The sequence below is a fragment of the Pseudomonas sp. FP2309 genome (assembly GCF_030687575.1).
Classification (GTDB): Bacteria; Pseudomonadota; Gammaproteobacteria; order Pseudomonadales; family Pseudomonadaceae; genus Aquipseudomonas.
This window is the reverse complement of the sequence record NZ_CP117439.1, coordinates 3,809,752-3,832,226: the sequence shown is the minus strand read 5'-3', so window position 1 is coordinate 3,832,226 and position 22,475 is coordinate 3,809,752. Positions and strand designations below refer to the sequence as shown.

General features: G+C 60.3%; 21 protein-coding genes. 19 read left to right on the top strand and 2 right to left on the bottom strand.

Features of this window, described 5'->3' with window-relative positions:
* The first annotated feature begins 81 nt into the window (after positions 1–81).
* The 12 genes from pap (at position 82) to PSH59_RS17510 (ending at position 12,163) form a co-directional block, all read left to right on the top strand.
* Positions 82–1,596: a polyphosphate:AMP phosphotransferase gene (gene pap / locus PSH59_RS17565; protein ID WP_305393312.1), complete on the top strand. Its 1,515-nt coding sequence runs from the start codon at positions 82–84 to the stop codon at positions 1,594–1,596.
* A 186-nt stretch (positions 1,597–1,782) separates the two neighbouring features.
* Positions 1,783–2,967 carry a thiolase family protein gene (locus PSH59_RS17560; protein WP_248077769.1) on the top strand — a complete coding sequence of 395 codons (1,185 nt, stop codon included), beginning with the start codon at positions 1,783–1,785 and terminating at the stop codon, positions 2,965–2,967.
* A 470-nt stretch (positions 2,968–3,437) separates the two neighbouring features.
* The gene (locus PSH59_RS17555; protein WP_248077767.1) at positions 3,438–3,959 is read left to right on the top strand and encodes a fimbrial protein; all 522 of its coding nucleotides are present in this window, start codon (positions 3,438–3,440) and stop codon (positions 3,957–3,959) included.
* Between the two features lie 51 nt (positions 3,960–4,010).
* Entirely contained in the window at positions 4,011–4,571 is a 561-nt protein-coding gene (locus tag PSH59_RS17550) for a fimbrial protein (protein ID WP_248077765.1), read from the top strand.
* 19 nt (positions 4,572–4,590) lie between these two features.
* Positions 4,591–7,194 carry an outer membrane usher protein gene (locus PSH59_RS17545; protein ID WP_305393311.1) on the top strand — a complete coding sequence of 868 codons (2,604 nt, stop codon included), beginning with the start codon at positions 4,591–4,593 and terminating at the stop codon, positions 7,192–7,194.
* Entirely contained in the window at positions 7,191–7,940 is a 750-nt protein-coding gene (locus PSH59_RS17540; RefSeq protein WP_282445857.1) for a fimbria/pilus periplasmic chaperone, read from the top strand. The genes PSH59_RS17545 and PSH59_RS17540 overlap by 4 nt, the downstream gene beginning before the upstream one ends.
* 21 nt (positions 7,941–7,961) lie before the next feature.
* Complete coding sequence (locus PSH59_RS17535) at positions 7,962–8,534, top strand: fimbrial protein (RefSeq protein WP_248077761.1); 573 nt, start codon at positions 7,962–7,964, stop codon at positions 8,532–8,534.
* 10 nt (positions 8,535–8,544) lie between these two features.
* Entirely contained in the window at positions 8,545–9,039 is a 495-nt protein-coding gene (locus tag PSH59_RS17530; RefSeq protein WP_248077759.1) for a fimbrial protein, read from the top strand.
* Positions 9,040–9,073: 34 nt separating this feature from the next.
* Complete coding sequence (locus tag PSH59_RS17525; protein WP_305393310.1) at positions 9,074–9,553, top strand: fimbrial protein; 480 nt, start codon at positions 9,074–9,076, stop codon at positions 9,551–9,553.
* An 11-nt stretch (positions 9,554–9,564) separates the two neighbouring features.
* A complete protein-coding gene (locus PSH59_RS17520) occupies positions 9,565–10,101 on the top strand; it encodes a fimbrial protein (protein ID WP_305393309.1) in 537 nt (178 codons plus the stop codon).
* A 37-nt stretch (positions 10,102–10,138) separates the two neighbouring features.
* Entirely contained in the window at positions 10,139–11,110 is a 972-nt protein-coding gene (locus tag PSH59_RS17515; RefSeq protein WP_305393308.1) for a fimbrial protein, read from the top strand.
* 96 nt (positions 11,111–11,206) lie between these two features.
* Positions 11,207–12,163 (top strand): DMT family transporter, encoded by a 957-nt coding sequence (locus PSH59_RS17510; protein WP_248077752.1) that lies wholly within the window; start codon positions 11,207–11,209, stop codon positions 12,161–12,163.
* Between the two features lie 2 nt (positions 12,164–12,165).
* On the opposite strand, the gene PSH59_RS17505 is transcribed toward PSH59_RS17510, so the two are convergent.
* Positions 12,166–13,548, bottom strand: coding sequence for a class II fumarate hydratase (locus tag PSH59_RS17505; protein WP_248077751.1), 1,383 nt, complete (start codon positions 13,546–13,548; stop codon positions 12,166–12,168).
* Positions 13,549–13,729: 181 nt separating this feature from the next.
* Between PSH59_RS17505 and PSH59_RS17500 the strand changes: the two genes are divergently transcribed.
* From PSH59_RS17500 to PSH59_RS17470, 7 genes are all read left to right on the top strand, one after another.
* Entirely contained in the window at positions 13,730–14,248 is a 519-nt protein-coding gene (locus PSH59_RS17500; RefSeq protein WP_248077750.1) for a DUF2059 domain-containing protein, read from the top strand.
* Between the two features lie 6 nt (positions 14,249–14,254).
* Positions 14,255–14,548 (top strand): BolA family transcriptional regulator, encoded by a 294-nt coding sequence (locus tag PSH59_RS17495; protein WP_248077749.1) that lies wholly within the window; start codon positions 14,255–14,257, stop codon positions 14,546–14,548.
* Between the two features lie 197 nt (positions 14,549–14,745).
* Positions 14,746–15,687, top strand: coding sequence for a rhodanese-related sulfurtransferase (locus PSH59_RS17490; protein ID WP_248077748.1), 942 nt, complete (start codon positions 14,746–14,748; stop codon positions 15,685–15,687).
* A gap of 3 nt (positions 15,688–15,690) precedes the next feature.
* Positions 15,691–16,326, top strand: a complete 636-nt coding sequence (locus PSH59_RS17485) for a DsbA family protein (protein WP_305393307.1) — start codon at positions 15,691–15,693, stop codon at positions 16,324–16,326.
* Positions 16,319–18,121, top strand: coding sequence for an ABC transporter ATP-binding protein (locus PSH59_RS17480; protein ID WP_305393306.1), 1,803 nt, complete (start codon positions 16,319–16,321; stop codon positions 18,119–18,121). The genes PSH59_RS17485 and PSH59_RS17480 overlap by 8 nt, the downstream gene beginning before the upstream one ends.
* Before the next feature lie 71 nt (positions 18,122–18,192).
* A complete protein-coding gene (locus PSH59_RS17475) occupies positions 18,193–20,658 on the top strand; it encodes an EAL domain-containing protein (protein ID WP_305393305.1) in 2,466 nt (821 codons plus the stop codon).
* Positions 20,659–20,703: 45 nt separating this feature from the next.
* Entirely contained in the window at positions 20,704–21,504 is an 801-nt protein-coding gene (locus PSH59_RS17470; protein ID WP_248077744.1) for a TenA family transcriptional regulator, read from the top strand.
* Positions 21,505–21,525: 21 nt separating this feature from the next.
* Here PSH59_RS17470 and PSH59_RS17465 read toward each other — a convergent pair whose 3' ends face one another.
* Positions 21,526–22,452: a GGDEF domain-containing protein gene (locus PSH59_RS17465; protein WP_248077743.1), complete on the bottom strand. Its 927-nt coding sequence runs from the start codon at positions 22,450–22,452 to the stop codon at positions 21,526–21,528.
* Positions 22,453–22,475 lie beyond the last annotated feature (23 nt).

Below are 22,475 nucleotides of genomic sequence, written 5' to 3'. Positions count from 1 at the left end.
ATGGCAAGCGTGTGTGGAATTTCCTCCCGCGTGGTGCTGCCCAATCCGCTAGTCTTGAGCCATCTTGAAACGGAGCTGCCCATGTTCGAATCCGCCGAAATCGGTCACGCCATCGACAAAGACACCTACGACGCCGAAGTGCCCGCGCTGCGCGAGGCCCTGCTGGAGGTGCAGTATGAGCTGCAACAGCAAAAGCGCTTTCCGGTGATCATCCTGATCAATGGCGTCGAAGGCGCCGGCAAGGGCGAAACGGTCAAGTTGCTGAACGAATGGATGGACCCGCGCCTGATAGAAGTGCGCACCTTCGACCAGCAGACCGACGAAGAACTGGCGCGGCCACCGGCCTGGCGTTACTGGCGCCAGCTACCCGCCAAAGGCCGCATGGGTGTGTTTTTTGGCAACTGGTACAGCCAGATGCTGCAAGGCCGTGTACACGGGCACATCAAGGATGCGCGGCTCGACCAGGCGATTGCCGGTGCCGAGCGTCTGGAAAAAATGTTCTGCGACGAAGGCGCGCTGATCTTCAAGTTCTGGTTTCACCTCTCCAAAAAGCAGATGAAGGCACGCCTCAAGGCTCTGGCCGACGATCCGCTGCACAGCTGGCGCATCAGCCCGCTGGACTGGCAACAGTCGAAGACCTACGACAAGTTCGTGCACTTTGGTGAACGTATCCTGCGCCGCACCAGTCGCGACTATGCGCCGTGGCATGTGATTGAAGGCGTGGACAGCAACTACCGCAGCCTCACGGTGGGCAAGTTGCTGCTCGAAGGCATGCAGAATGCGCTCAAATTGCCCAAGCGCAAAGCCAGCGGCATGAACCCGGCGCCGCTGATAGCAGCGGTGGACAAGAAGAGCCTGCTGGACAGCCTCGACTTGACCCAGCGCCTGGAAAAGGACGATTACGAAGAACAGTTGATTACCGAACAGGCGCGTCTGTCCGGTCTGATGCGCGACAAACGTATGCGCAAACACGCGTTGATCACCGTGTTCGAAGGCAACGATGCGGCCGGCAAGGGCGGCGCGATTCGCCGGGTGGCGGCGGCCCTGGACCCGCGTCAATACCATATCGTGCCGATTGCCGCGCCGAGTGAGGACGAACGCGCGCAGCCCTACCTGTGGCGGTTCTGGCAGAAAATCCCGGCGCGCGGCATGTTCACCGTGTTCGACCGCTCCTGGTATGGCCGCGTGCTGGTGGAGCGTATCGAAGGCTTCTGCGCCCCGGCGGACTGGATGCGCGCCTATGGCGAGATCAACGACTTTGAAGAACAACTGCGCGATGCTGGGGTGATCGTGGTCAAGTTCTGGCTGGCGATCGATAAGCAGACCCAACTGGAACGCTTCCAGGCCCGTGAAGAAATCCCCTTCAAGCGTTTCAAGATCACCGAGGACGACTGGCGAAACCGCGATAAATGGGACGATTACCGTGCCGCCGTGGGCGATATGGTCGACCGCACCAGCACCGAAATCTCGCCCTGGACCCTGGTGGAAGCCAATGACAAGCGCTGGGCGCGGGTCAAGGTACTGCGCACCATCAACCTGGCGCTGGAAGAAGCGTTCGAGCAGTCCGACAAACACGACAAGAAGAAAAAGAAGTAACCCCACGGCCGATGCGAAGCCCCCTGTGGTGAGCTCGCTCACCACAATACGCCCGCTCATCCCCACCACTGCGATTCGCCCCTCTCGCCATGCTTTTGCATCTACGTGATGAATGATCGTCGCGGTTGCCGGGGTGCGGATCTATCCTCGATCCATCTCCCAAAAACCACAAGATCGAGGTAGCCCATGCGTGAAGTAGTGATCGTCGACAGCGTGCGAACCGGCCTGGCCAAGTCCTTTCGTGGCAAGTTCAACCAGACCCGTCCGGATGACATGGCGGCCCATTGCGTCAATGCGCTGCTGACGCGCAATGGCATCGACCCGGCCGCGGTGGAAGACTGCATTGTCGGCGCCGGCTCGAACGAAGGTGCCCAGGGCTATAACATCGGGCGCAACGTAGCGGTGCTGTCGCAACTGGGTACCGGCACGGCAGGGATGACCCTCAACCGCTTCTGTTCCTCGGGGCTGCAGGCAATCGCCATCGCGGCGAACCAGATCGCGTCGGGGTGCAGCGACATCATCGTCGCCGGGGGTGTCGAGTCCATCAGCCTGACCATGAAAAGCGTCAACACCGACAACCTGATCAACCCGTTGCTCAAAGAGCAGGTGCCAGGCATTTACTTCCCCATGGGCCAGACCGCCGAAATCGTCGCGCGCCGCTATAACGTCAGCCGCGAGGAACAAGACCTTTACGCCCTGCAAAGCCAGCAGCGCACCGCCCAGGCTCAGGCCGACGGCTTGTTCGATGATGAAATCGTGCCCATGGCGGTCAAGTACAAGGTCGAGGACAAGGCCACCGGCGCGGTGCAGATCCTCGACGGCGTGGTCGATCGTGACGACTGCAATCGTCCCGACACCACCCTTGCCAGTCTGCAGGGCCTGAAACCGGTGTTCGCCGAAGATGGCTCGGTGACGGCGGGCAACTCTTCGCAGTTGTCCGATGGCGCGTCGATGACCCTGGTCATGAGCCTGGAAAAAGCCCTGGCGCTGGGACTCAAGCCCAAGGCTTTCTTCCGCGGTTTCGCGGTGGCCGGTTGCGAGCCGGATGAGATGGGCATCGGCCCGGTGTTCTCGGTGCCCAAGTTGCTCAAGGCGCGCGGCTTGCAGGTGGCGGATATCGACCTGTGGGAGCTCAATGAAGCGTTCGCGTCCCAGTGCCTCTACGCCCGCAATCGCCTGGACATCGATAATGCCAAGTACAACGTCAACGGTGGTTCCATCTCCATCGGCCATCCGTTTGGCATGACCGGCTCGCGGCAAGTCGGGCATCTGGTGCGGGAGTTGCAGCGGCGCAACCTGCGTTACGGCATCGTCACCATGTGTGTGGGCGGTGGCATGGGCGCGACGGGGTTGTTCGAGGCGGTGCGCTAGCGCACTCAGGCGCTGTGGCACCCGACAACTATAAAGGGGGAGCTTGCTCCCCCTTTTCTATATCTTCCATTTATCAGTCAGTTATTAACGGCTTGGAATTTAACAAGGCTGAAATGTTTAAAAGCGTCGTTTTTTTCTTGTGGAGTTTTTCCGTTGAACATCAGTTTTAATTAAACATATGTAGTCCGCGTCCTTCAGACGTTCTTAATATTTTTGTAGGAAGCAATAAGTTTCCTATGCATCGTGATGCAGTTTGCCTACGCGACCATCTGACGTCGCTGGGTTGTTTATTCAAGTGTGGAGTGGGAACTTGCATGCCGTTGATCGGCGGCCTGATTTCGCAGTGAAAAAGTTGCAAAGGCGAACACGGCTGGCCGAGCAAACGCATTGTTTAAAACCGCTGGTTAGTTAGCGCTTTGCCCGTCTGTGGCGGCGCTTTTTAATGACACTTGTTAAGTGGGAAACTGTGAATGAAAACGATATTTAACGTTGCGCTGTTGTCTGCCTGTGTGTTGGCTGGTTCGTTGTCTGTTGCGCAGGCGTCGCAGGGAACGGTGACGTTTTTGGGCTCGGTTCATTCGGGCGCGTGCTCTATCAAGCCTGAGTCCGTTGATCAAACCGTTAACCTGGGCGCCATTGCCAAACATCAATTGCAAGCCGGTGGCAAGTCCGAGGCCCGACCTGTGCTGATCGAACTGCAAGGCTGCGATCTGGCCGGGCTCACCGATAACACCGTGACCACCACCTTCACCGGGGCACCTTCAAACACAGTGCCGGGTGCTATCGGTACCGTGGGCGGCGCCGGCGGCGTCGGCATCATGATGACTCACGGCGGCAGCCCTGTGCAGTTAGGCGTGCCAACCGCCCCGCAGCCAATCAGTGCCGGCGATAACACCCTGGAATTCGGTGCCTATGTGCAAGGCGTCGCCACGGGGGACATCGTTCCCGGGGACTTCAGCGCAGTCGCCAATTTCACTCTGGCCTATCAGTAAGTTCTGCCCCCGCCACTGTCTGTGGCGGGGGCACGCTGGCGGGAGGTCCACGTGAACATATCCATACATATCCCGATCGCCTTCTCATTGACGGCGCTCATTGGCCCTTGCGTTTTCGCGCAGTCGTCTTCCCAGGGCGAGGGGGCCGTCACGTTAGGTGGCGAGGTGGTTGATTCAGCCTGTGGGCTGGAGCTGAGCAGCCTCGATCAAACCGTCGAGATGCCTGCTGAGCCGGTGGGGCGGCTGCTGCGAAACGCGCAGGGTGAAACACATCCCTTCCAGTTGCGCCTGGTCAATTGCACGTTGACGCGTCCCGACCCTTCGCGTCCAGGCGAGACGTTGCCGGATTGGCAGCACATGCAAGTGACGTTTGACGGCCCGACCGATCGGAGCGGGCGCTCATTCGCGGTCTTCGGCGGCTCACAGGGCGTTGCCCTGCATATCGTCGATTCCGCCGGTCAGGAAAGCGTGCCGGGTGAACGGATGGCACCCAGGCCATTGAGTGAAGGCGATATGACCCTTCACTACACGCTCAATTTGGTCGGCAACGGATTGCCACTGGTCGTCGGGCCCCACAGTGCCGCCGTGCGGTTCAGGTTGGAATACTTTTGAACAGTGATGGATTGCTTGCATGTTGAATACATCGAAAGTCAGACAGACGTTTCGCCCAAGTCTGTTGGGAGGGTTGATGTCGTTGGCCGGAACGGCATTGGGTGCAGGGGATATCGAGTTCAATACTGACGTGCTTGACCTGAGTGATCGCCGCAATATTGACTTGTCCCGGTTTGCGCGCAGCGGGTTTATTCTGCCGGGCACTTACTCAATGGTTGTGCAGGTCAACGCCCAGCCTGTTTCCGAACAATCAGTGACGTTCTATCCCCCCGACGATGATCCAAAGGGCAGTCAGGCGTGTGTCTCGCCCACCCTGGTGGAGCAACTGGGCCTCAAGGCCGCACACGCCGCTGGCCTTGCAGCGTGGCGAGATGGGGAATGCCTTGATGTTCAAGGCTTGCCGGGCGCGCAGGTGAGTGCAGACCTGGCCACGTCCACGCTGAGCATCAGCCTGCCCCAGGCTTACCTTCGCTACAACGCGATCAACTGGGATCCGCCGTCACGCTGGGATGATGGCGTACCGGGCTTGCTGGTTGACTACAACCTGACGGCGCAGTCGATCTTCCAGCGCAATGACGGCCAGCGCAAAAACCTGAGTGGCAACGGCACGGTGGGGGCCAATGCCGGGGCCTGGCGCCTGCGGGCGGATTGGCAGGGGCGTGTCGAAAACGGTCGCGAGTCGGCGGCCGGGCCCCAGAAGCTGGAGTGGAGCCGTTATTACGCCTATCGCGCGCTGCCAGGGCTGAGCGCCCGTTTGATGCTGGGTGAGAACTACCTGTATTCGGACCTGTTCGACAGCTTCCGTTTTACCGGTGCCGCGCTCAACTCAGATGAAAGCCAGTTGCCCCCCAACCTGCGAGGTTACGCGCCGGAAGTGGTCGGGGTGGCGAAAACCAATGCCAAGGTGATCGTCAGCCAGCAGGGCCGTGTGCTGTATGAAACCCTGGTTGCGGCGGGGCCTTTTCGTATCCAGGACCTCAATGACGCGGTGACGGGCACCCTGGATGTGCGGGTCGAAGAGCAGGACGGGTCGGTCCACACCTTCCAGATCGATACGGCGGGCGTTCCCTACCTGACACGTCCCGGCCAGGTTCGTTACAAGTTGGCGAGTGGGCGACCGAGTCGACTTCAACACGGTGCTGACGGCGATACGTTTGCTTCCGGCGAGTTCTCCTGGGGGATCAGTAACGGTTGGTCCTTGTTCGGCGGCGGCATCACCGATAACAACTACCGGGCACTGTCAGTGGGGGCAGGGCGCGACCTGCTGGCGTTCGGCGCCGTCTCGCTGGACGTGACGCAATCGCGGGCCAGCGTCTGGAATGAAAGCCTCTCGGGCAAGTCGTTGCGCCTTCAATACTCGAAGAACTTTGAAGACTACGACAGTCAGGTGACGTTTGCCGGTTACCGGTTCTCCCAGGAAAACTTCCTGAGCATGAGTGAATACCTGGACGCTCGTTATTACGGGCTCAACGGCGAACGCGGCAGCCGTGATGAGTACGGTGTGGAACGCGACAACTGGAAGCCGCTTGGCGCCAGCAAAGCCCTTTATACCGTGACACTGAACAAGCAGTTTCGCGACCTGGGCACCACCGTCTATGCCAGTTACAACAAGCAGACGTATTGGAATCGCTCGGACACCCAGCGCTGGAATCTGTCGGTGTCGCGCTACTTCAATGTGGGCACGGTGAAAAACATGAGCCTGTCCCTGAACATGTACCGCAGCGAGGACTACAACTATAAGGACAACGGCCTGTCGCTTATGGTCAGCCTGCCGCTGGGGCGCACCGGCACCCTGTCGATGGATGCCAACAGCGCTGCGGGTAAAAACTCATTGGCCACGCGCTACAGCGATCGCCTGGATGAGCGCAACAGTTACCAGATCGGTGCGAGCAACCAGTCGGCCAGTGGTTATTTGAGCCACATGGGGGACGGGGCCGACATTGATCTGAGTGCCAGTACGCAAAAGGGCGCTTACAGCAGCCTCGGCGTGTCCGCACGTGGCGGTGCCACGCTCACCCCTTACGGTGCGGCCCTGCATCGTACTCAAAGCACCGGCGGTACCCGGTTGATGATCGACACCGCGGGTGTGCCCGATGTGCCGGTGCGCGGTTACGGCTCGCCGACCCGCAGTAATGCGTTTGGCAAGGCGGTGATTGCCGACATCGGCAGCTATCAGCGCACCTCCGCCAGTGTCGATCTGGAGCGTTTGCCCGGCAATGTCGAAGCCACCCAATCCGTGACACAACTGACGCTCACCGAGGGCGCCATCGGTTATCGCTCGCTGCAAGTGATTTCCGGTGACAAAGCCATGGCGGTGCTGCGCCTGCCGGACAGCAGCGCACCGCCCTTCGGCGCCACGGTGAAAAACCTCAAGCAGCAGGACACCGGCATTGTGAATGACGACGGTCATGTCTACCTGAGCGGGATTCAGGCTGGCGAACGGATGATCGTCAGTTGGGGAGGTGCCGAGCGTTGCACCCTCACGCTGCCGACCATTTTGCCCGCCGATGGCCTGACCGATGCGCTGAACCTGGGCTGCCAGCTATTGGCCGCCGATCAACCTTCACCCGACCCGGCCGTATTGACCGGGACGCCTATCGATACGGAGAACACATCCTCATGATGCCGAACACGTGCCTCATCGTCCTGGCCTTTGCGCTGCTGGGGCCTGGCTTTATCCAAAATGCCAGCGCCGCTGTCGGCCTGGATCGTACCCGCGTGATTTTCGACGGCGGCAAACAGGCTACCAGCGTGAACATCACCAATAACAACACTCAGTTGCCGTACCTGGCCCAGGGTTGGATTGAAGATGAAACCGGCCAGAAAATCACCACGCCGCTGATCGTACTGCCACCGGTGCAGCGGCTGGAGCCCGGCAAGCAAAGCCAGGTCAAGGTGCAGGCCTTGCCGGCGGCCAGGTTGCTGCCGCAGGACCGGGAAACGGTGTACTACTTCAACCTGCGGGAGATTCCGCCGCGCAGCGACAAATCCAACACCCTGCAAATTGCCCTGCAGACCCGCATCAAGTTGTTCTATCGGCCGCAGGCCATTGAGCCGAGCCAGCAGGACCTGTCCAACCCTTGGCAGGAAAAGCTCACCCTGACTCGCGAGGGCGACCACTACACCGTTAACAACCCCACGCCTTACTACGTGACCCTGGTGGATGCCCGCAGCACCAAGGACGGTAAAACCGTGGCGGGCTTCGAGCCCATGATGGTTGCGCCCAAAGGCTCGCTGAAATTGAAACCCTCTGCGACGGCATTGGGAACTGCTCCCTACTTGAGCTACGTGAATGACTACGGCGGACGTCCGTTGCTGGCCTTCACCTGCCGTGGCGAAACCTGCCAGGTAGCACCGTCCAATGAGTAACGTCTGGGGATGGAGAACGTCATGAAGTCGAACACCGTGAAAGTACTCGGTGGCCTGTTACTGATGCTGACGGGATGGGCGAAGGCCCAGGACGTCGAGGGTATGAATGGCATGCTGAACGTGCTCGGGTCGCTGCATGAAAGCCCTTGCAGCCTGGAGATGACCTCCGTCAATCAAACGATTGACCTGGGAGATGTCTCGACCAGCCAGTTGCAACGCCCCGGCGATCAAGCGAACCCGGTGGCCTTTCAACTGCGCTTCGATGATTGCCAGCGCACCGCCGGCAGCATCCGTAATGAACGTACCGGAAACCTGACATGGAGTGCCTATCAGCCGGTGTTGTCGGTGGCGTTTATCGCACCTGCCGATGCCGATGACCCGCGACTGGTCAAGGTGCAAGGCATCACCGGGATGGGCCTGCGCCTGACCGATGCGCTGGGGCGGGATGTGCAGTTGGGGTCAAGGGGCCAACCGCTGTTCCTGGCCGTGGGCGCTACCACCCAGACCTGGAAGGTTCAACCCACACGCACCGCCGCGCCCCTGACCAGCGGAGCGTTCAGGGCCGTCGTGGACTTCAGGCTCAACTATGAGTAAGGGCAGAACAATGGTTAACACAAACGGCTCGCGCGCCATTCTGGCCGGGGGCACCTTGCTGTGGGCGGCCTGCCAGGCGGTACAGGCCGACACCAGTCTGATCATTCGCGCGGTCATCGTTGCGCCGCCGCCGTGTGTCATCAACGGCGGCGGTACGCTGGATGTGCCGTTTGGAAATGACCTGCTGACGTCGCGGATCGATGGGGTCAATTATCGTCGTGAGGTGCCTTACACCGTCACCTGTGATTCTCCCTTCAGTAACGCCTTGACCCTGGAACTCAAGGGCACGGGCGCCGCGTTCGACAGCCGCGTGCTTGCGACCCGCAAGGCGGATCTAGGGGTCAAGCTGTTCGTCAATGGCGCCGACTGGCCGTTGAACAGCGCCGTGAACTTTACCCATCCGGATTTCCCCGTGGTGCAGGCGGTGCCCGTCAAGCGTGCCGGTAGCCAACTGACCGGGGGGGCGTTCGATGCGACCGCCACCCTGGTGGTCGATTATCAATGATGGCGTCTGATGCCGTGATAAAGAGGAACGATCAATGACAATCAGGCAGCAGCGAGCGCTGCTCTTCCTGTGCGCCATCGGCCTGTGTGGCGGCGCGTCGGCCAACGTGACGTTCAGCGGAACGTTGAATGAGCCACCGCCCTGCACGATTGATGGCGGCGACACCATTGAAGTCGACTTTGGCGATGTGGGGGTCAAGCGCGTCGATGGCGTGAGGTACCGCAAGCACGTGGGTTACACCATCCGCTGTGGTACCGACACGCTGCCTTGGGCGTTGAAGTTGAGCGTCAACGGTACACCCACCAAGTTTGACGGCTCGGCGGTGCAGACCAGCGCGCCTGCGCTGGGGATACGGGTTTTTCAGGACAACCAGCCGTTTGCGCTCAATACCCCCCTGGATATCACTCTGTCGTCACCGCCGACATTGGAAGTGGTGCCCGTCCAGCAGCCCGGCGCAATCCTGAGCCCCACCGGATTCACGGCGGTGGCCACGTTGTTGGCTGAATACCAGTAGGAGTCGAGTCTATGCGACATGAAAGGGTTCATAAGGGCGCACTGGCCCTGCTGCTCTCCTGCGGCCTGATCCCGCTCGGACAGGCAGCGGACAACCTGCGTTTTAAGGGCAATCTGGTAGAGGAAGCCTGCACCCTGCGCCCCGGTGACGAGGCCATCACCCTGGAACTGTGGGACCTGACCAGCAAGTACCTCTATATCAACACGCGTTCGGTGGGCAGGCGTTTCAAGCTGCACTTGGAAGACTGCGACACCACCATCGGCGACTCGGTGACCATCACCTTCGGCGGTGCAGGAAACCCCGAGCTTCCCGGTTTGCTCGCGCTGGACGCCGGCAGTGGTGCCTCGGGCATCGGGGTCGGCCTGGAAACACTCGGCGATAAGCCGTTGCCCTTGAATACCGAAAGCGACAGGCAGGCGTTGAGTGATGGCAGCAACGTGATCGAGCTCAAAGCCTATGTGCAGGGCGAGCCGGCTGCGATCAGGGATCAAACCATTGGGCACGGGGCGTACTCGGTGACCTCAACCTTCACGTTGGACTATCCATAGGCTGTGCCTGGACAGGGCAGAGCGACGAGAAATAAACATGAAAAAAACAGCTGGCGCCATGGCGCTTTTGTTCCTTGCCGGTGTGGCTACGACGGCTGGCGCCGTTGACTGTCGTATGAATGGCGGTCCCTGGATCACGGTAGGCGCGGGGCAGGATATCAACTTGCAGGTGCCTGTGAATGTTCGGCTGGATACCAACCAGAATCGAATCTTAATGGAAGGGGCGAACCTCGAATGTCGATACACGCCCGGCCCTCAAACTCCTTCTCGTGCCGAAGACTATTGGGCCACCGGCAGTTCCGCCGGTATTCCGTGGACACCCGGTCCGAAGTTCGCCTCCGAAGGCACGGGCCTGCGCGTCAACGGTGTGTACCGAAACTACCCGGTGGCCGGTGGTATCCGGGTGGCTACGCTGCCGGACAACAGGGTCGGCTATCCAATCAATGTCGCGCCCTACATAGTGATGCGTAATAGTCCGGGGAATCCGATCAACATCCGGGTCGGTGACAACCTGGGGCTGCTGCGCATGACCCAGACGAACAACTCGGGGAGCGGTTCGTCGCGGCTTGCCGTCACCTACCTGGCCAACAACAATTTCACCATCTCGCCGTCGACCTGCACGATCAACAATAACAACCCGATCGAAATCAACTTCGGCGAGGTCAATCAACGGGCCATCGGCAGCGACCCGCTGACCACCCCCATCATCAGCAATCGCAGGCTGAATTACTCATGCCCCCAGGGCGGGATCAGCACACCAATCACCATTACTTACAAGGGAACCCGGTCGTCGTTCGACACCCGGCTGCTGATGATGAGCAACCCGCAAGTGGGTACAGCCCTTGTGCGTGGCGGCGTTGCCGTTCCGGTGAATGGATCGTTCCTGACTCAGATCAGCAACAGCGTCGGGGGTGACGATGTGACGTTTTCGCTGGTGCGGCGAGCGGCATCGCTGCCGGCCGCCGGGGCCATAAGCGGGAGCGGAGTACTGGTCATGGGGGTGCCATGAGCCACGGCTGAAGCCGCTTGAGGAATGACCTGTACCCAAAGCGCACCGCAGCGCCCTAGAATGCCCGCTCTTCCACCTTTGGCTTTTGGGGCATTCATGCATATCTCTTCCGGTCGCTGGGTCTACGGTTTTTTATTGACCCTGTTGACCGCGCTGCTTTGGGGCATCCTGCCGATCAAACTCAAACAGGTGCTGCAGGTGATGGATCCGATCACCGTGACCTGGTTTCGCCTGACGGTCGCCGGCAGCCTGCTGTTCGTTTACCTCGCGGCCACCAAGCGTTTGCCCAGCCGCAAGGTGCTGGGTCCTAAAGGCGGCTGGCTGGTGGCGATGGCGGTGTGCGGCCTGGTGGGCAATTACGTGTTGTACCTGGTCGGTCTCAAGCTGCTCAGCCCCGGCACGGCCCAGTTGGTGGTGCAGATGGGCCCGATCTTTTTGATGGTCGCCAGTGTGTTCGTATTCAAGGAGCGTTTCAGTCGCGGGCAGGTACTTGGCCTGATCGTGTTGATTGCAGGCTTCGGGTTGTTCTTCAACCAACGCCTGGAGGAACTGCTCACGTCCCTGGGCGCCTACACCGCCGGCGTGCTGACCATTCTGCTGGCGACGTCGGTCTGGGTGTTCTACGCCCTGGGCCAGAAGCAACTGCTGACCGTGTGGAATTCGCTGCAAGTGATGATGGTGATCTACCTGACCTGCGCCTTGCTGCTCACGCCGTGGGCGCATCCGCTGGAGGCGCTGCAACTGAGCCCGCTGCAAGGCTGGCTGTTGCTGGCGTGCTGCATGAATACCCTGGTGGCGTACGGTGCGTTTGCTGAGGCGCTGGCACATTGGGAGGCCTCGCGGGTGAGTGCGACCCTGGCCCTCACGCCGCTGGTGACGTTTGTTGCGGTGGCGTTGGCGGCGTGGTGGTGGCCGGACTACGTGCAGGCCGAAGAGATCAACGCCCTGGGTTACTTCGGCGCACTGGTGGTGGTGCTGGGCTCGGCGACGGTCGCGCTGGCACCGTCGCTGCTCGCCGGGCTCAAGGCCCGGCGGCTGCGCATGGCTTCGTAAGGTCAACTGCCGAGCATGTTTTCCGGGCGTACCCACTGATCGAATTCCGTATCCGTGAGGTAGCCCAGCGCCAAGGCCGCCTCGCGTAGCGTCAGCCCTTCGGCGTAGGCTTTCTTGGCGATCTCCGCCGACTTGTCATAGCCGATATGCGGGTTCAGCGCCGTCACCAGCATCAGCCCGCGCTCCAAGTGATCGGCCATTTGCCCGGCGTCCGGTTCAAGGCCTGCAATGCAATGCTCTTGGAAGTTATTGCAGCCGTCGGCCAGCAGTCGGATCGATTCCAGCAGGTTGTGGATGATTACCGGCTTGTACACGTTCAACTGTAAATGCCCCTGGCTGGCGGCAATGCCGATGGTCACGTCATTGCCCAGCACCTGGCAGGCCAGCATCGACAGCGCTTCACACTGGGTCGGGTTGACCTTGCCCGGCATGATCGAACTGCCCGGCTCGTTGGCCGGCAGTTTGACCTCCGCCAACCCGGCACGCGGGCCCGAGCCCAGCAGGCGCAGGTCGTTGGCGATTTTCATCAGGGCCACGGCCAGGGTTTTCAGGGCGCCGTGCAGGGTCACCAGTGGCTCGTGGCCGGACAGGGCGGCGAACTTGTTCGGTGCGGTTACAAACGGCAATCCGGAGAGGGCGGCCAGCTCTGAGGCAATCGCCTCGCCAAAGCCATGGGGCGCATTCAGCCCGGTGCCCACCGCCGTGCCACCCTGGGCCAGCTCGCAGGCAGCGGGCAGGGCGCTGCGCACGGCGCGTTCGGCGTAATCGAGTTGGGCGATAAACGCGGAGAGTTCCTGGCCGAAGGTAATTGGCGTCGCATCCATCATGTGGGTGCGACCGGTCTTGACCAGCTTCATATGCCGCGCGGCCAGTTCCGCCAAACCGCCGGACAGGCAGGCGATCGCCGGCAACAAGCGTTCATGCACCGCTTGCACCGCCGCAATGCTCATGGCCGTGGGGAAGCAATCGTTGGAGCTCTGGGAGCGGTTCACGTGATCGTTGGGGTGCACCGGGCTTTTGCCACCGCGCGGGTTGCCCGCCAGCTCGTTGGCGCGGCCGGCGATCACTTCGTTGGCGTTCATATTGCTTTGAGTGCCGCTGCCGGTCTGCCAGACCACCAGAGGAAACTGGTCGTCGTGCTGGCCGTCGAGAATTTCATCAGCGGCCTGTTCGATCAGGCGGGCGATGTCGGCGGGCAGGTCGCCGTTGCGGTCGTTGACCCGTGCGGCGGCCTTTTTGATCAGGGCCAGGGCGTGCAGCACCGCCAGGGGCATGCGTTGTTCGCCGATGGCGAAATTCACCAGTGAGCGTTGGGTCTGGGCACCCCAGTAGGCGTCATCCGGGACGGCTACTTCTCCCAGACTGTCGGTTTCGATACGGCTCATCGGGCACTCTCCTTGAAGTCAGTCAGCGCAGTTTAGGCCGTGATCGGCCAAGTGGGTTCCCTCAAAAGACGTTTCATCGGCCAATCCACGGCCGATAAGGCTCGGGGTTGAGCCGCAAGCTTTTTTAGGCGCAGAATGGGCGCCCTTGGGGACTGACCCCGCCAGCTAGAAAGGAAACTCGATGACTCGTCTTCGTGCCATCTGTACCGCGGTTGCTCTGGTATGCGCCAGCGGCCAGGTTCTTGCCGATACCGCCAGCCACAACGCCAGTGCCGAAGCCTTCCTGACCCTGGCCCATGCCGACAAGCTGGGTACCCCGGTGTACATGCAAGTGCAGCAGATGTTCGCCCAGCGTTTCGAACAGACCAAGGCACCGGCCACCAAGCAGTCCGTACTGGACAGCTACCAGGCCAAGGCCAACGCCGCTCTCGACCAGGCCATCGGCTGGCCGAAGCTGAAGCCGGACATGGTCAAGCTCTACACCACCAACTTCAGCGAGTCCGAGCTCAAGGACCTGGTCGCTTTCTACCAGTCGCCACTGGGCAAGAAAGTCCTGGAAAAAATGCCGCAGTTGACCCAGCAATCGGCCCAGATGACCCAGGCCAAGCTGGAAAGCGCAGTGCCGGTGGTCAACAAGCTGTTGGAAGACATGACCAACGAGCTGGCGCCAAAAGCCGCCGCACCGGCCAAGAAGAAGTAAGCAGGAATGACCATGCAACAGCGTATCGAAACGACGCTCGCCGCTCTGGAGCCTCAACACATGAGCGTGCTGGATGAAAGCCATATGCACAGCCGTGGGTTGCAGACCCACTTCAAGGCCGTGCTGGTCAGCCAGCAGTTTGAGGGGCTCAACCGCGTCAAGCGCCACCAGAAGGTCTACGCCACCCTGGGTGACCTGATGAGCGAGTTTCATGCCCTGGCGCTGCATACCTATACGCCCGAAGAATGGGCGACCATCGACGCAGCGCCGGCCTCGCCGACCTGCGCAGGGGGAGAGTGAAGCAGCGGAACGTGTTCAGTTGCCAACGACAAGATTGAAGCACTCTTACCGCACGTAGCTTCCTTCTTGTTAGAATCCCCACGCGCCGCTCAGTCGGCGCGTTTTTTTTGCTTTTACTTGCAGCCTGCAGCTAAAAACCTGCAACTGCCGTTATCCGGTTCACCCCTTACGAGGGTAGCCACCTGGAGAGAACACCCATGACTCAACCGATTGTCGTGGCGGCACTGTATAAGTTCGTCACCCTCGAAGATTACGTCGCCCTGCGCGAGCCCCTGCTGCAGGCGATGGTCGACAACGGCATCAAAGGCACTTTGCTGATCGCCGAAGAAGGCATCAACGGCACCGTTTCCGGCAGCCGCGAAGGCATCGACGGCCTGATGGCCTGGTTGAAGAACGACCCTCGCATGGACGACATCGACCACAAAGAGTCGTACTGCGATGACCAGCCGTTCTACCGCACCAAGGTCAAGCTCAAGAAAGAGATCGTGACTCTGGGCGTCGCAGGCGTCGACCCGAACAAAAAAGTCGGCACCTACGTCGACCCCAAAGACTGGAACGCGTTGATCAGCGACCCGGAAGTGCTGTTAATCGACACCCGTAACGACTACGAAGTGTCCATCGGTACCTTTGAAGGCGCGGTCGACCCGAAGACCACCAGTTTTCGCGAATTTCCCGACTACATCAAAGCCAACTTCGATCCGGCCAGACACAAGAAAGTCGCCATGTTCTGCACCGGTGGCATTCGTTGCGAGAAGGCCTCCAGCTATATGCTCAGCGAAGGCTTCGATGAGGTGTACCACCTTAAGGGCGGGATCCTGAAGTACCTTGAAGAGGTGCCGCAGGAAGAGACCAAATGGCAGGGCGACTGCTTTGTTTTCGATAATCGCGTGACCGTGCGTCACGACTTGAGCGAAGGCGACTACGATCAATGTCATGCCTGCCGCACACCCGTAAGCGTCGAAGACCGCGCGTCCGAGCACTATGTGGCCGGCATCAGTTGTCCGCATTGCTGGGATAAGCTGCCGGAGAAAACCCGTCGCAGCGCGATCGACCGGCAAAAGCAGATTGAGCTGGCCAAGGCCCGCAATATGCCGCACCCGATTGGCTTCAACTACAAGCAAACCCCTTCCGAGGTCTGACCCATGTCCGCGCGCCTGCTCTATGTAATGGACCCGATGTGTTCCTGGTGCTGGGGCTTTGCCCCGGTGGCGCAGGCGCTGATTGAGCAGGCCCAGGCGGCCGGCGTCGACGTGCACCTGGTGGTGGGCGGTTTGCGCACCGGCAGCGGCGCTGCGCTGGAGCCGACCACCCGGCGCTACATTCTTGAGCACTGGCAGGCGGTCACCGACGCCACCGGCCAGCCGTTCAAACGTGAAGGTGCGCTGCCCGATGGTTTTGTGTATGACACTGAGCCGGCGTGCCGGGCCCTTGTCACGGCACGCAGCCTGGCGCCGGATTGTGCGTGGACGCTGCTTGGGCTCATCCAGCACGCATTTTATGTCGAGGGCCGCGACGTGACCCTCGCCAGCGTGTTGGTGGAACTGGCCGAACAGGCAGGCATCCCGCGTATCGAATTCGCCGGCGAGTTTGACCGTGCCGAGCAACACGCTGCCACGGCGGCGGATTTCACCTGGGTGCAGGATCTGGGCATCGCCGGGTTCCCGACCTTGCTGGCTGAGCGCAATGGTCAGTTGGCACTGCTCACCAACGGCTATCAGCCGCTGTCCGAGCTGTCACCGCTGCTCGCTCGATGGCTGGAGAGAGCGACCTGTGCCTGATGAGCCCAAACGCACGGATCGCCTGACCTGGGCGGAAATTCGCCGCCTGGCCCTGCGTCACAAAAAGTCCCTGTGGATCGCCAATGGCGTCGCCGTGTTGGCGACCCTGTGCAGCGTGCCGATTCCTCTGCTGTTGCCGTTGCTGGTGGACGAAGTCCTGCTGGGCCATGGTGATGCTGCGCTCAAGATGATGAACCACGCGTTGCCGCTGGTTTGGCAGAAAGCCGCCGGCTACATCGGTCTGATGCTGCTGGTGACCCTGCTGCTGCGCTGCGGCGCGCTGGTGTTCAACGTGGTGCAGGCGCGGCTGTTTGCGCGACTGGCCAAAGACATCGTGTACCGCATCCGCGTGCGCCTGATCGAGCGCCTCAAACGCATCTCCCTGGGCGAATACGAAAGCCTGGGCAGCGGCACGGTCACCACCCATCTGGTGACCGATCTGGATACCCTGGATAAATTCGTCGGTGAAACCCTCAGCCGCTTCCTGGTCGCCATGCTGACCCTGGTCGGCACTTCGGCGATCCTGGTGTGGATGCATTGGCAACTGGCATTGCTGATCCTGCTGTTCAACCCGCTGGTGATCTACGCCACGGTGCAGTTAGGCAAGCGCGTCAAACACCTCAAGAAACTGGAAAACGACAGCACCTCGCGCTTCACCCAGGCCCTGACTGAAACGCTCGACGCCATACAGGAAGTCCGCGCGGGCAACCGCCAGGGCTTTTTCCTCGGGCGTCTGGGCCAGCGTGCCCAGGAAGTGCGCGATTATGCGATCCATTCCCAGTGGAAAACCGATGCGTCCAGCCGTGCCAGCGGGCTGCTGTTCCAGTTCGGTATCGACATCTTCCGTGCGGCAGCGATGCTCACTGTGCTGTTTTCCGACCTGTCCATCGGCCAGATGCTCGCGGTGTTCAGCTACTTATGGTTCATGATCGGCCCGGTGGAGCAGTTGCTGAATCTGCAATACGCCTATTACGCCGCGGGCGGCGCGTTGAGTCGCATCAATGAGCTGCTGGCGCGTGCCGACGAGCCGCAATATGCCGGTGGCGCCGACCCGTTCACCGGGCATCAGACCGTTGGCATCGAGGTACGCGGCCTCGACTTTGGTTATGGCGACGAGCTGGTACTCAACCAGTTGCACCTGCAGATTGCCCCGGGTGAAAAAGTCGCGATTGTCGGCGCCAGCGGCGGTGGCAAAAGCACCCTGGTGCAGTTGCTGCTCGGGCTGTACACGCCCCAGGCGGGCAGCATCCGATTTGGTGGTGCAACCCAGCAGGAGATCGGCCTGGAGACCATCCGCGAGCATGTTGCGGTGGTGCTGCAACACCCGGCGCTGTTCAACGACACCGTGCGTGCCAACTTGACCATGGGCCGCGAGCGCAGTGACCAGGCCTGCTGGCAGGCGCTGGAAATTGCCCAACTGGACGCCACCGTCAAAGCCCTGCCACTGGGTCTGGACAGTGTGGTGGGGCGTTCCGGTGTACGTTTCTCCGGGGGGCAGCGCCAACGCCTGGCAATTGCGCGCATGGTGCTGGCCGAGCCGAAGGTGGTGATACTCGACGAAGCCACGTCCGCACTGGATGCCGCCACCGAATACAACCTGCATCAGGCCCTGGCGCGGTTTCTCAGTGGGCGTACTACACTGATCGTTGCCCACCGTCTGTCGGCCGTTAAGCAGGCGGATCGAGTCCTGGTGTTCGACGGCGGTCATATCGCTGAGGATGGCGATCACCAGCAATTGATCGCCGACGGTGGTCTTTACGCCAAACTGTATGGACACTTGCAACAAGTGCGCTGATTTAGCCTAGTCTGTGCCATCGGAAGCGGATGTTTGCGTGCGTATCCAGCAGTGCATATGCAAGGGACTTCATGAAGCAAAAGCGGACTCTCGGAACGCCTCGGCTGTTGGGCATCGTCTGGCCTTTCATCGCTGTCGTTCTGTTTCAGGCATTGTTGGGTTGCGTCAGCCTCTACGTGCTTTCAGCGGTACGTGGTTATGTGGGCGGCGAGAGCTTGTGGTCCAAGGGCCAGAAGGACGCGATCTATTACCTGACGCTCTACGCCGATAACCGTGATCAAGCCACCTACCTCAAATACCAGCAGGCGATTGCCGTGCCCCAGGGCGGGCATGAACTGCGTATCGCCCTGGACCGACCTCGTCCTGACCTCTCTGCGGCGCGCCAAGGCATCCTCAAAGGCGGCAACCACGCTGATGACGTCCCCAGCCTGATCTGGCTGTACCTCAATTTTCGGCACTTCAGTTACCTGGAAAAAGCCATCGAACTGTGGACCATTGGTGATGGTTACCTGATTCAACTGGACGACCTGGCGCGGGAGATGCACGACGCGATCAGCCGCGACCAAGTCAGCGCCAACGACGTACGGCGATGGAAGGCGCATATCACGGCCATCAATGAGGGCGTGACACCCGCCGCCAAAGCCTTCAGCGATGCGTTGGGCGAGGGCTCGCGCATGATTCTGCGGCTGCTGCTGATCACCAACCTGGCCACTGCGCTGGGGCTGATCGTGCTGGCGCTGCTGCGCACCCATAAATTGTTGGCCCAGCGCCATGCATTTGCCGACGCTCTGCAGCAGGAGAAAGAACGGGCCCAGATCACACTGGAGTCGATCGGCGATGGGGTGATCACCACTGACGTAGACGGAGCGATCGCCTACATGAACCCGGCGGCCGAGGCGCTCACTCACTGGAACTCCGCCCAGGCCCAGGGCCTGCCCCTGGCAGCATTGTTCAGCCTGCTGGATGACGATGCCCAGCCCGACGGCTTTACCCTGATCGAACACATCGTCAAGGGCCAACTGCGCGGCGGCAGCGAGCACGCCAAGACCATCCAGCGTCTGGATGGCAGCACGGTGTCTGTCACGCTGGTCGGCGCGCCTATCCGCAGCGCCGGCAAGATCAGCGGTGCGGTACTGGTGCTGCATGACATGACCCAGGAGCGTCAATATATTGCCAACCTGTCCTGGCAGGCGACCCACGACGCCTTGACCGGCCTGGCCAACCGCCGCGAATTCGAGTATCGCCTGGAACAGGTGCTGCACCCTGCCGGGCACCAGCAGGGCGAGCGCCATGCGCTGATGTTTCTGGACCTGGATCAGTTCAAGCTGGTCAACGACACCTGCGGCCACGCGGCGGGCGATGAGTTGCTGCGCCATATCTGCGCGTTGCTGCAATCGGATCTGCGTGAAGGCGACACCCTGGCGCGTCTGGGGGGGGATGAGTTCGGCATCCTGCTGGAGAACTGCCCGGCGTCGGTGGCGGAAAAAATCGCCGAGAGCCTGCGGCATACCGTGCAAAACCTGCATTTTGTGTGGAAGGGCCGGCCGTTCATGACCACCGTGAGCATTGGTCTGGTGCATCTGTCATCCAACACGCCGACTACTTTGGAGACCTCGCTGCGCGCCGCCGACATGGCCTGCTACATGGCCAAGGAGAAGGGACGTAACCGCGTGCAGGTCTACCATTCCGATGACTCCGAACTGTCCCTGCGCTTTGGTGAGATGGCCTGGGTCCAGCGCCTGCACATGGCCTTGGAGGAGAACCGGTTTTGCCTGTATGCCCAGGAAATTTCACCACTCGGCCACACGGATGCCGGCAACGGACACATCGAAATCCTGCTGCGGCTGCATGATGAAGCGGGCCGAATTATCCTCCCCGACAGTTTTATTCCCGCCGCCGAACGTTATGGCTTGATGACATCCCTGGATCGCTGGGTGGTGGAAAACGTATTCAAGATCATCGGCCGTTGCATGCACGAGCGTCCGGCCCGGCCTATGGCCATGTGTGCGATTAATCTGTCAGGAATAACCATCGGCGATGATGATTTTTTAGGATTTTTACGAGAGAAATTCGAGAGTTACAGCATCCCTCCAGAAATGATTTGTTTTGAAATAACTGAAACCAGTGCGATTGCGAACTTGGGCAGTGCGATTCGTTTTATTAATGAACTCAAAGCGTTAGGTTGCCATTTTTCACTCGATGATTTTTGCGCCGGAATGTCCTCGTTCGCGTATTTGAAACATTTACCTGTAGACTTCCTGAAGATCGATGGAAGTTTCGTAAAGGATATGCTGGACGACCCGATTAACCGCGCCATGGTCGAAGTGATCAACCACATCGGCCACGTCATGGGTAAGCGCACAATTGCCGAGTTTGTTGAAACACCGCAAATCGAACAGGCTTTACTCGAAATTGGTGTGGATTACGCTCAGGGTTACCTGATTGAACGACCGCAATTGTTTACCTTTGATAGCTTGCAGTGTCGACCTGTGCGGCCGCAGCCTCTGTTATTCAAGGCGCCCGGCACATTCCGCTGAAACATCTGTTGGTCTGTACAATCACACTAAAAAAGGAGCGTTACAGTGATCGACACATTCATCAGAACCGGTCCGCTTATGGAAGCCTCGAGTTACCCAGCCTGGGCTCAGCAACTGATCCAGGACTGTAGCGAGAGCAAGCGCCGCGTTGTCGAACACGAACTGTACCAGCGCATGCGCGATAACACGCTCAGCGCCAAGACCATGCGTCACTACTTGATCGGTGGCTGGCCTGTGGTGGAACAGTTTGCTTTGTACATGGCACAGAACCTCACCAAAACCAAGTTTGCCCGCCATCCTGGTGAGGACATGGCGCGACGTTGGCTGATGCGCAATATTCGTGTGGAACTCAACCATGCCGACTATTGGGTACATTGGGCTCGCGCCCACGGTGTCAGCCTGGACGAGTTGCAAGCGCAGAACGTACCGCCGGAATTGCACGCACTCAGCCATTGGTGCTGGCACACCAGCTCAGCCGACTCGTTGATCGTGGCGATTGCCGCGACCAACTACGCGATTGAGGGGGCCACCGGGGAGTGGTCTGCGGTGGTGTGTTCCACCGGCGTCTACGCGGCGGCCTTCCCCGAGGAAGACCGCAAGCGTGCGATGAAGTGGCTGAAGATGCATGCCCAGTATGACGATGCGCACCCTTGGGAGGCTCTGGAAATCATCTGCACTCTGGCGGGGATGAACCCGAGCAGGTCCTTGCAGGTCGAGCTGCGCCAGGCTGTGTGCAAGAGCTACGACTACATGTATCTGTTTTTGGAAAGCTGCATCCGCCTGGAAAAAGAGAAAGCACCTGCGTTGGTGCGCGAACGCCAGATGCGCGTCGCCAGCGAAGCGTGATGTAACACAGATGGCGGGGTTTTACCCCGCCATTGCCAAACGGTTACGGCCTTCGCGCTTAGCCACATACAAGGCGCTGTCGGCCCGGCGCAACAGGCTTTCAGCCGACTCAGCGGCCAGCAAGGTCGAGCACCCCAGGCTCACCGTCAGTTCAACGCGTTTATCTTCCACCCAATAATCGTGGGACTGTGCCGCCTGGCGCAGTCGTTCGCCGATCATCCCGGCCGCGTCCCGCCCGGTGTTGGACAGCAGGATCAGAAACTCTTCCCCGCCAAACCGGAACACCATGTCCACGTTACGCAACTGGCTCTTGATTACGGCAGCAACGCTGCGCAATACGCTATCGCCTGCTGCGTGGCCGTGGGTGTCATTGACGATTTTGAAGTGGTCGATGTCCAGCATCAGCAATGACAGTGGGCTCATGTGTCGACGGGCTATATCGATCTCGCGATGCAGCGTCTGGTCCATGGCAATGCGATTGCCTGTCTCGGTCAACGGGTCGCGCAGTGCGCTACGGGTGGCTGCGCGATAAAGCAGGGCGTTGCGCATGGGGTAAAGCAGGGTGGCCAGCAGGGATTCGAGTTGGCCGAGTTCGTCTTCAGCCAGGCGCTGGTTGCGCCGAAAAGCCAGCTCGCCCAAATGCTCGCCTTCATGGCTCAGGTTGTAGCTTACGCAGTGGTGGCCACGCTGGCCGAACTCAAGGCGCAGGTCGCTGGCTTCGTGGCGGTAGTGCAGGGCGTCCAACGGAACCAAGCGTTGAATCTCACGAAAGAACACGCTGAGGATCCGCTCCACCTCCAGGCTGACTTGCAGCTGCTGCACCAACTGCTGGCGCAGTTGCACGACGGTCGTGGGGCGACGGGGGAGCGAAGAAGGCTGGCCAAAGCCCAGGCGTTGCAATTTGGCACTGTCGAAATCGATTGCGTGGGTCTGGGTAGGTGTTTTCATCAGCAATCGGCCTCTAAGCACTT

Bases quoted from the DNA above. Each gene is read 5' to 3' on its own strand.
- pap (WP_305393312.1), top strand. From the start codon at position 82: ATGTTCGAATCCGCCGAAATCGGTCACGCCATCGACAAAGACACCTAC.
- PSH59_RS17560 (WP_248077769.1), top strand. From the start codon at position 1,783: ATGCGTGAAGTAGTGATCGTCGACAGCGTGCGAACCGGCCTGGCCAAG.
- PSH59_RS17555 (WP_248077767.1), top strand. From the start codon at position 3,438: ATGAAAACGATATTTAACGTTGCGCTGTTGTCTGCCTGTGTGTTGGCT.
- PSH59_RS17545 (WP_305393311.1), top strand. From the start codon at position 4,591: ATGTTGAATACATCGAAAGTCAGACAGACGTTTCGCCCAAGTCTGTTG.
- PSH59_RS17540 (WP_282445857.1), top strand. From the start codon at position 7,191: ATGATGCCGAACACGTGCCTCATCGTCCTGGCCTTTGCGCTGCTGGGG.
- PSH59_RS17535 (WP_248077761.1), top strand. From the start codon at position 7,962: ATGAAGTCGAACACCGTGAAAGTACTCGGTGGCCTGTTACTGATGCTG.
- PSH59_RS17530 (WP_248077759.1), top strand. From the start codon at position 8,545: ATGGTTAACACAAACGGCTCGCGCGCCATTCTGGCCGGGGGCACCTTG.
- PSH59_RS17525 (WP_305393310.1), top strand. From the start codon at position 9,074: ATGACAATCAGGCAGCAGCGAGCGCTGCTCTTCCTGTGCGCCATCGGC.
- PSH59_RS17520 (WP_305393309.1), top strand. From the start codon at position 9,565: ATGCGACATGAAAGGGTTCATAAGGGCGCACTGGCCCTGCTGCTCTCC.
- PSH59_RS17515 (WP_305393308.1), top strand. From the start codon at position 10,139: ATGAAAAAAACAGCTGGCGCCATGGCGCTTTTGTTCCTTGCCGGTGTG.
- PSH59_RS17510 (WP_248077752.1), top strand. From the start codon at position 11,207: ATGCATATCTCTTCCGGTCGCTGGGTCTACGGTTTTTTATTGACCCTG.
- PSH59_RS17505 (WP_248077751.1), bottom strand. From the start codon at position 13,548: ATGAGCCGTATCGAAACCGACAGTCTGGGAGAAGTAGCCGTCCCGGAT.
- PSH59_RS17500 (WP_248077750.1), top strand. From the start codon at position 13,730: ATGACTCGTCTTCGTGCCATCTGTACCGCGGTTGCTCTGGTATGCGCC.
- PSH59_RS17495 (WP_248077749.1), top strand. From the start codon at position 14,255: ATGACCATGCAACAGCGTATCGAAACGACGCTCGCCGCTCTGGAGCCT.
- PSH59_RS17490 (WP_248077748.1), top strand. From the start codon at position 14,746: ATGACTCAACCGATTGTCGTGGCGGCACTGTATAAGTTCGTCACCCTC.
- PSH59_RS17485 (WP_305393307.1), top strand. From the start codon at position 15,691: ATGTCCGCGCGCCTGCTCTATGTAATGGACCCGATGTGTTCCTGGTGC.
- PSH59_RS17475 (WP_305393305.1), top strand. From the start codon at position 18,193: ATGAAGCAAAAGCGGACTCTCGGAACGCCTCGGCTGTTGGGCATCGTC.
- PSH59_RS17465 (WP_248077743.1), bottom strand. From the start codon at position 22,452: ATGAAAACACCTACCCAGACCCACGCAATCGATTTCGACAGTGCCAAA.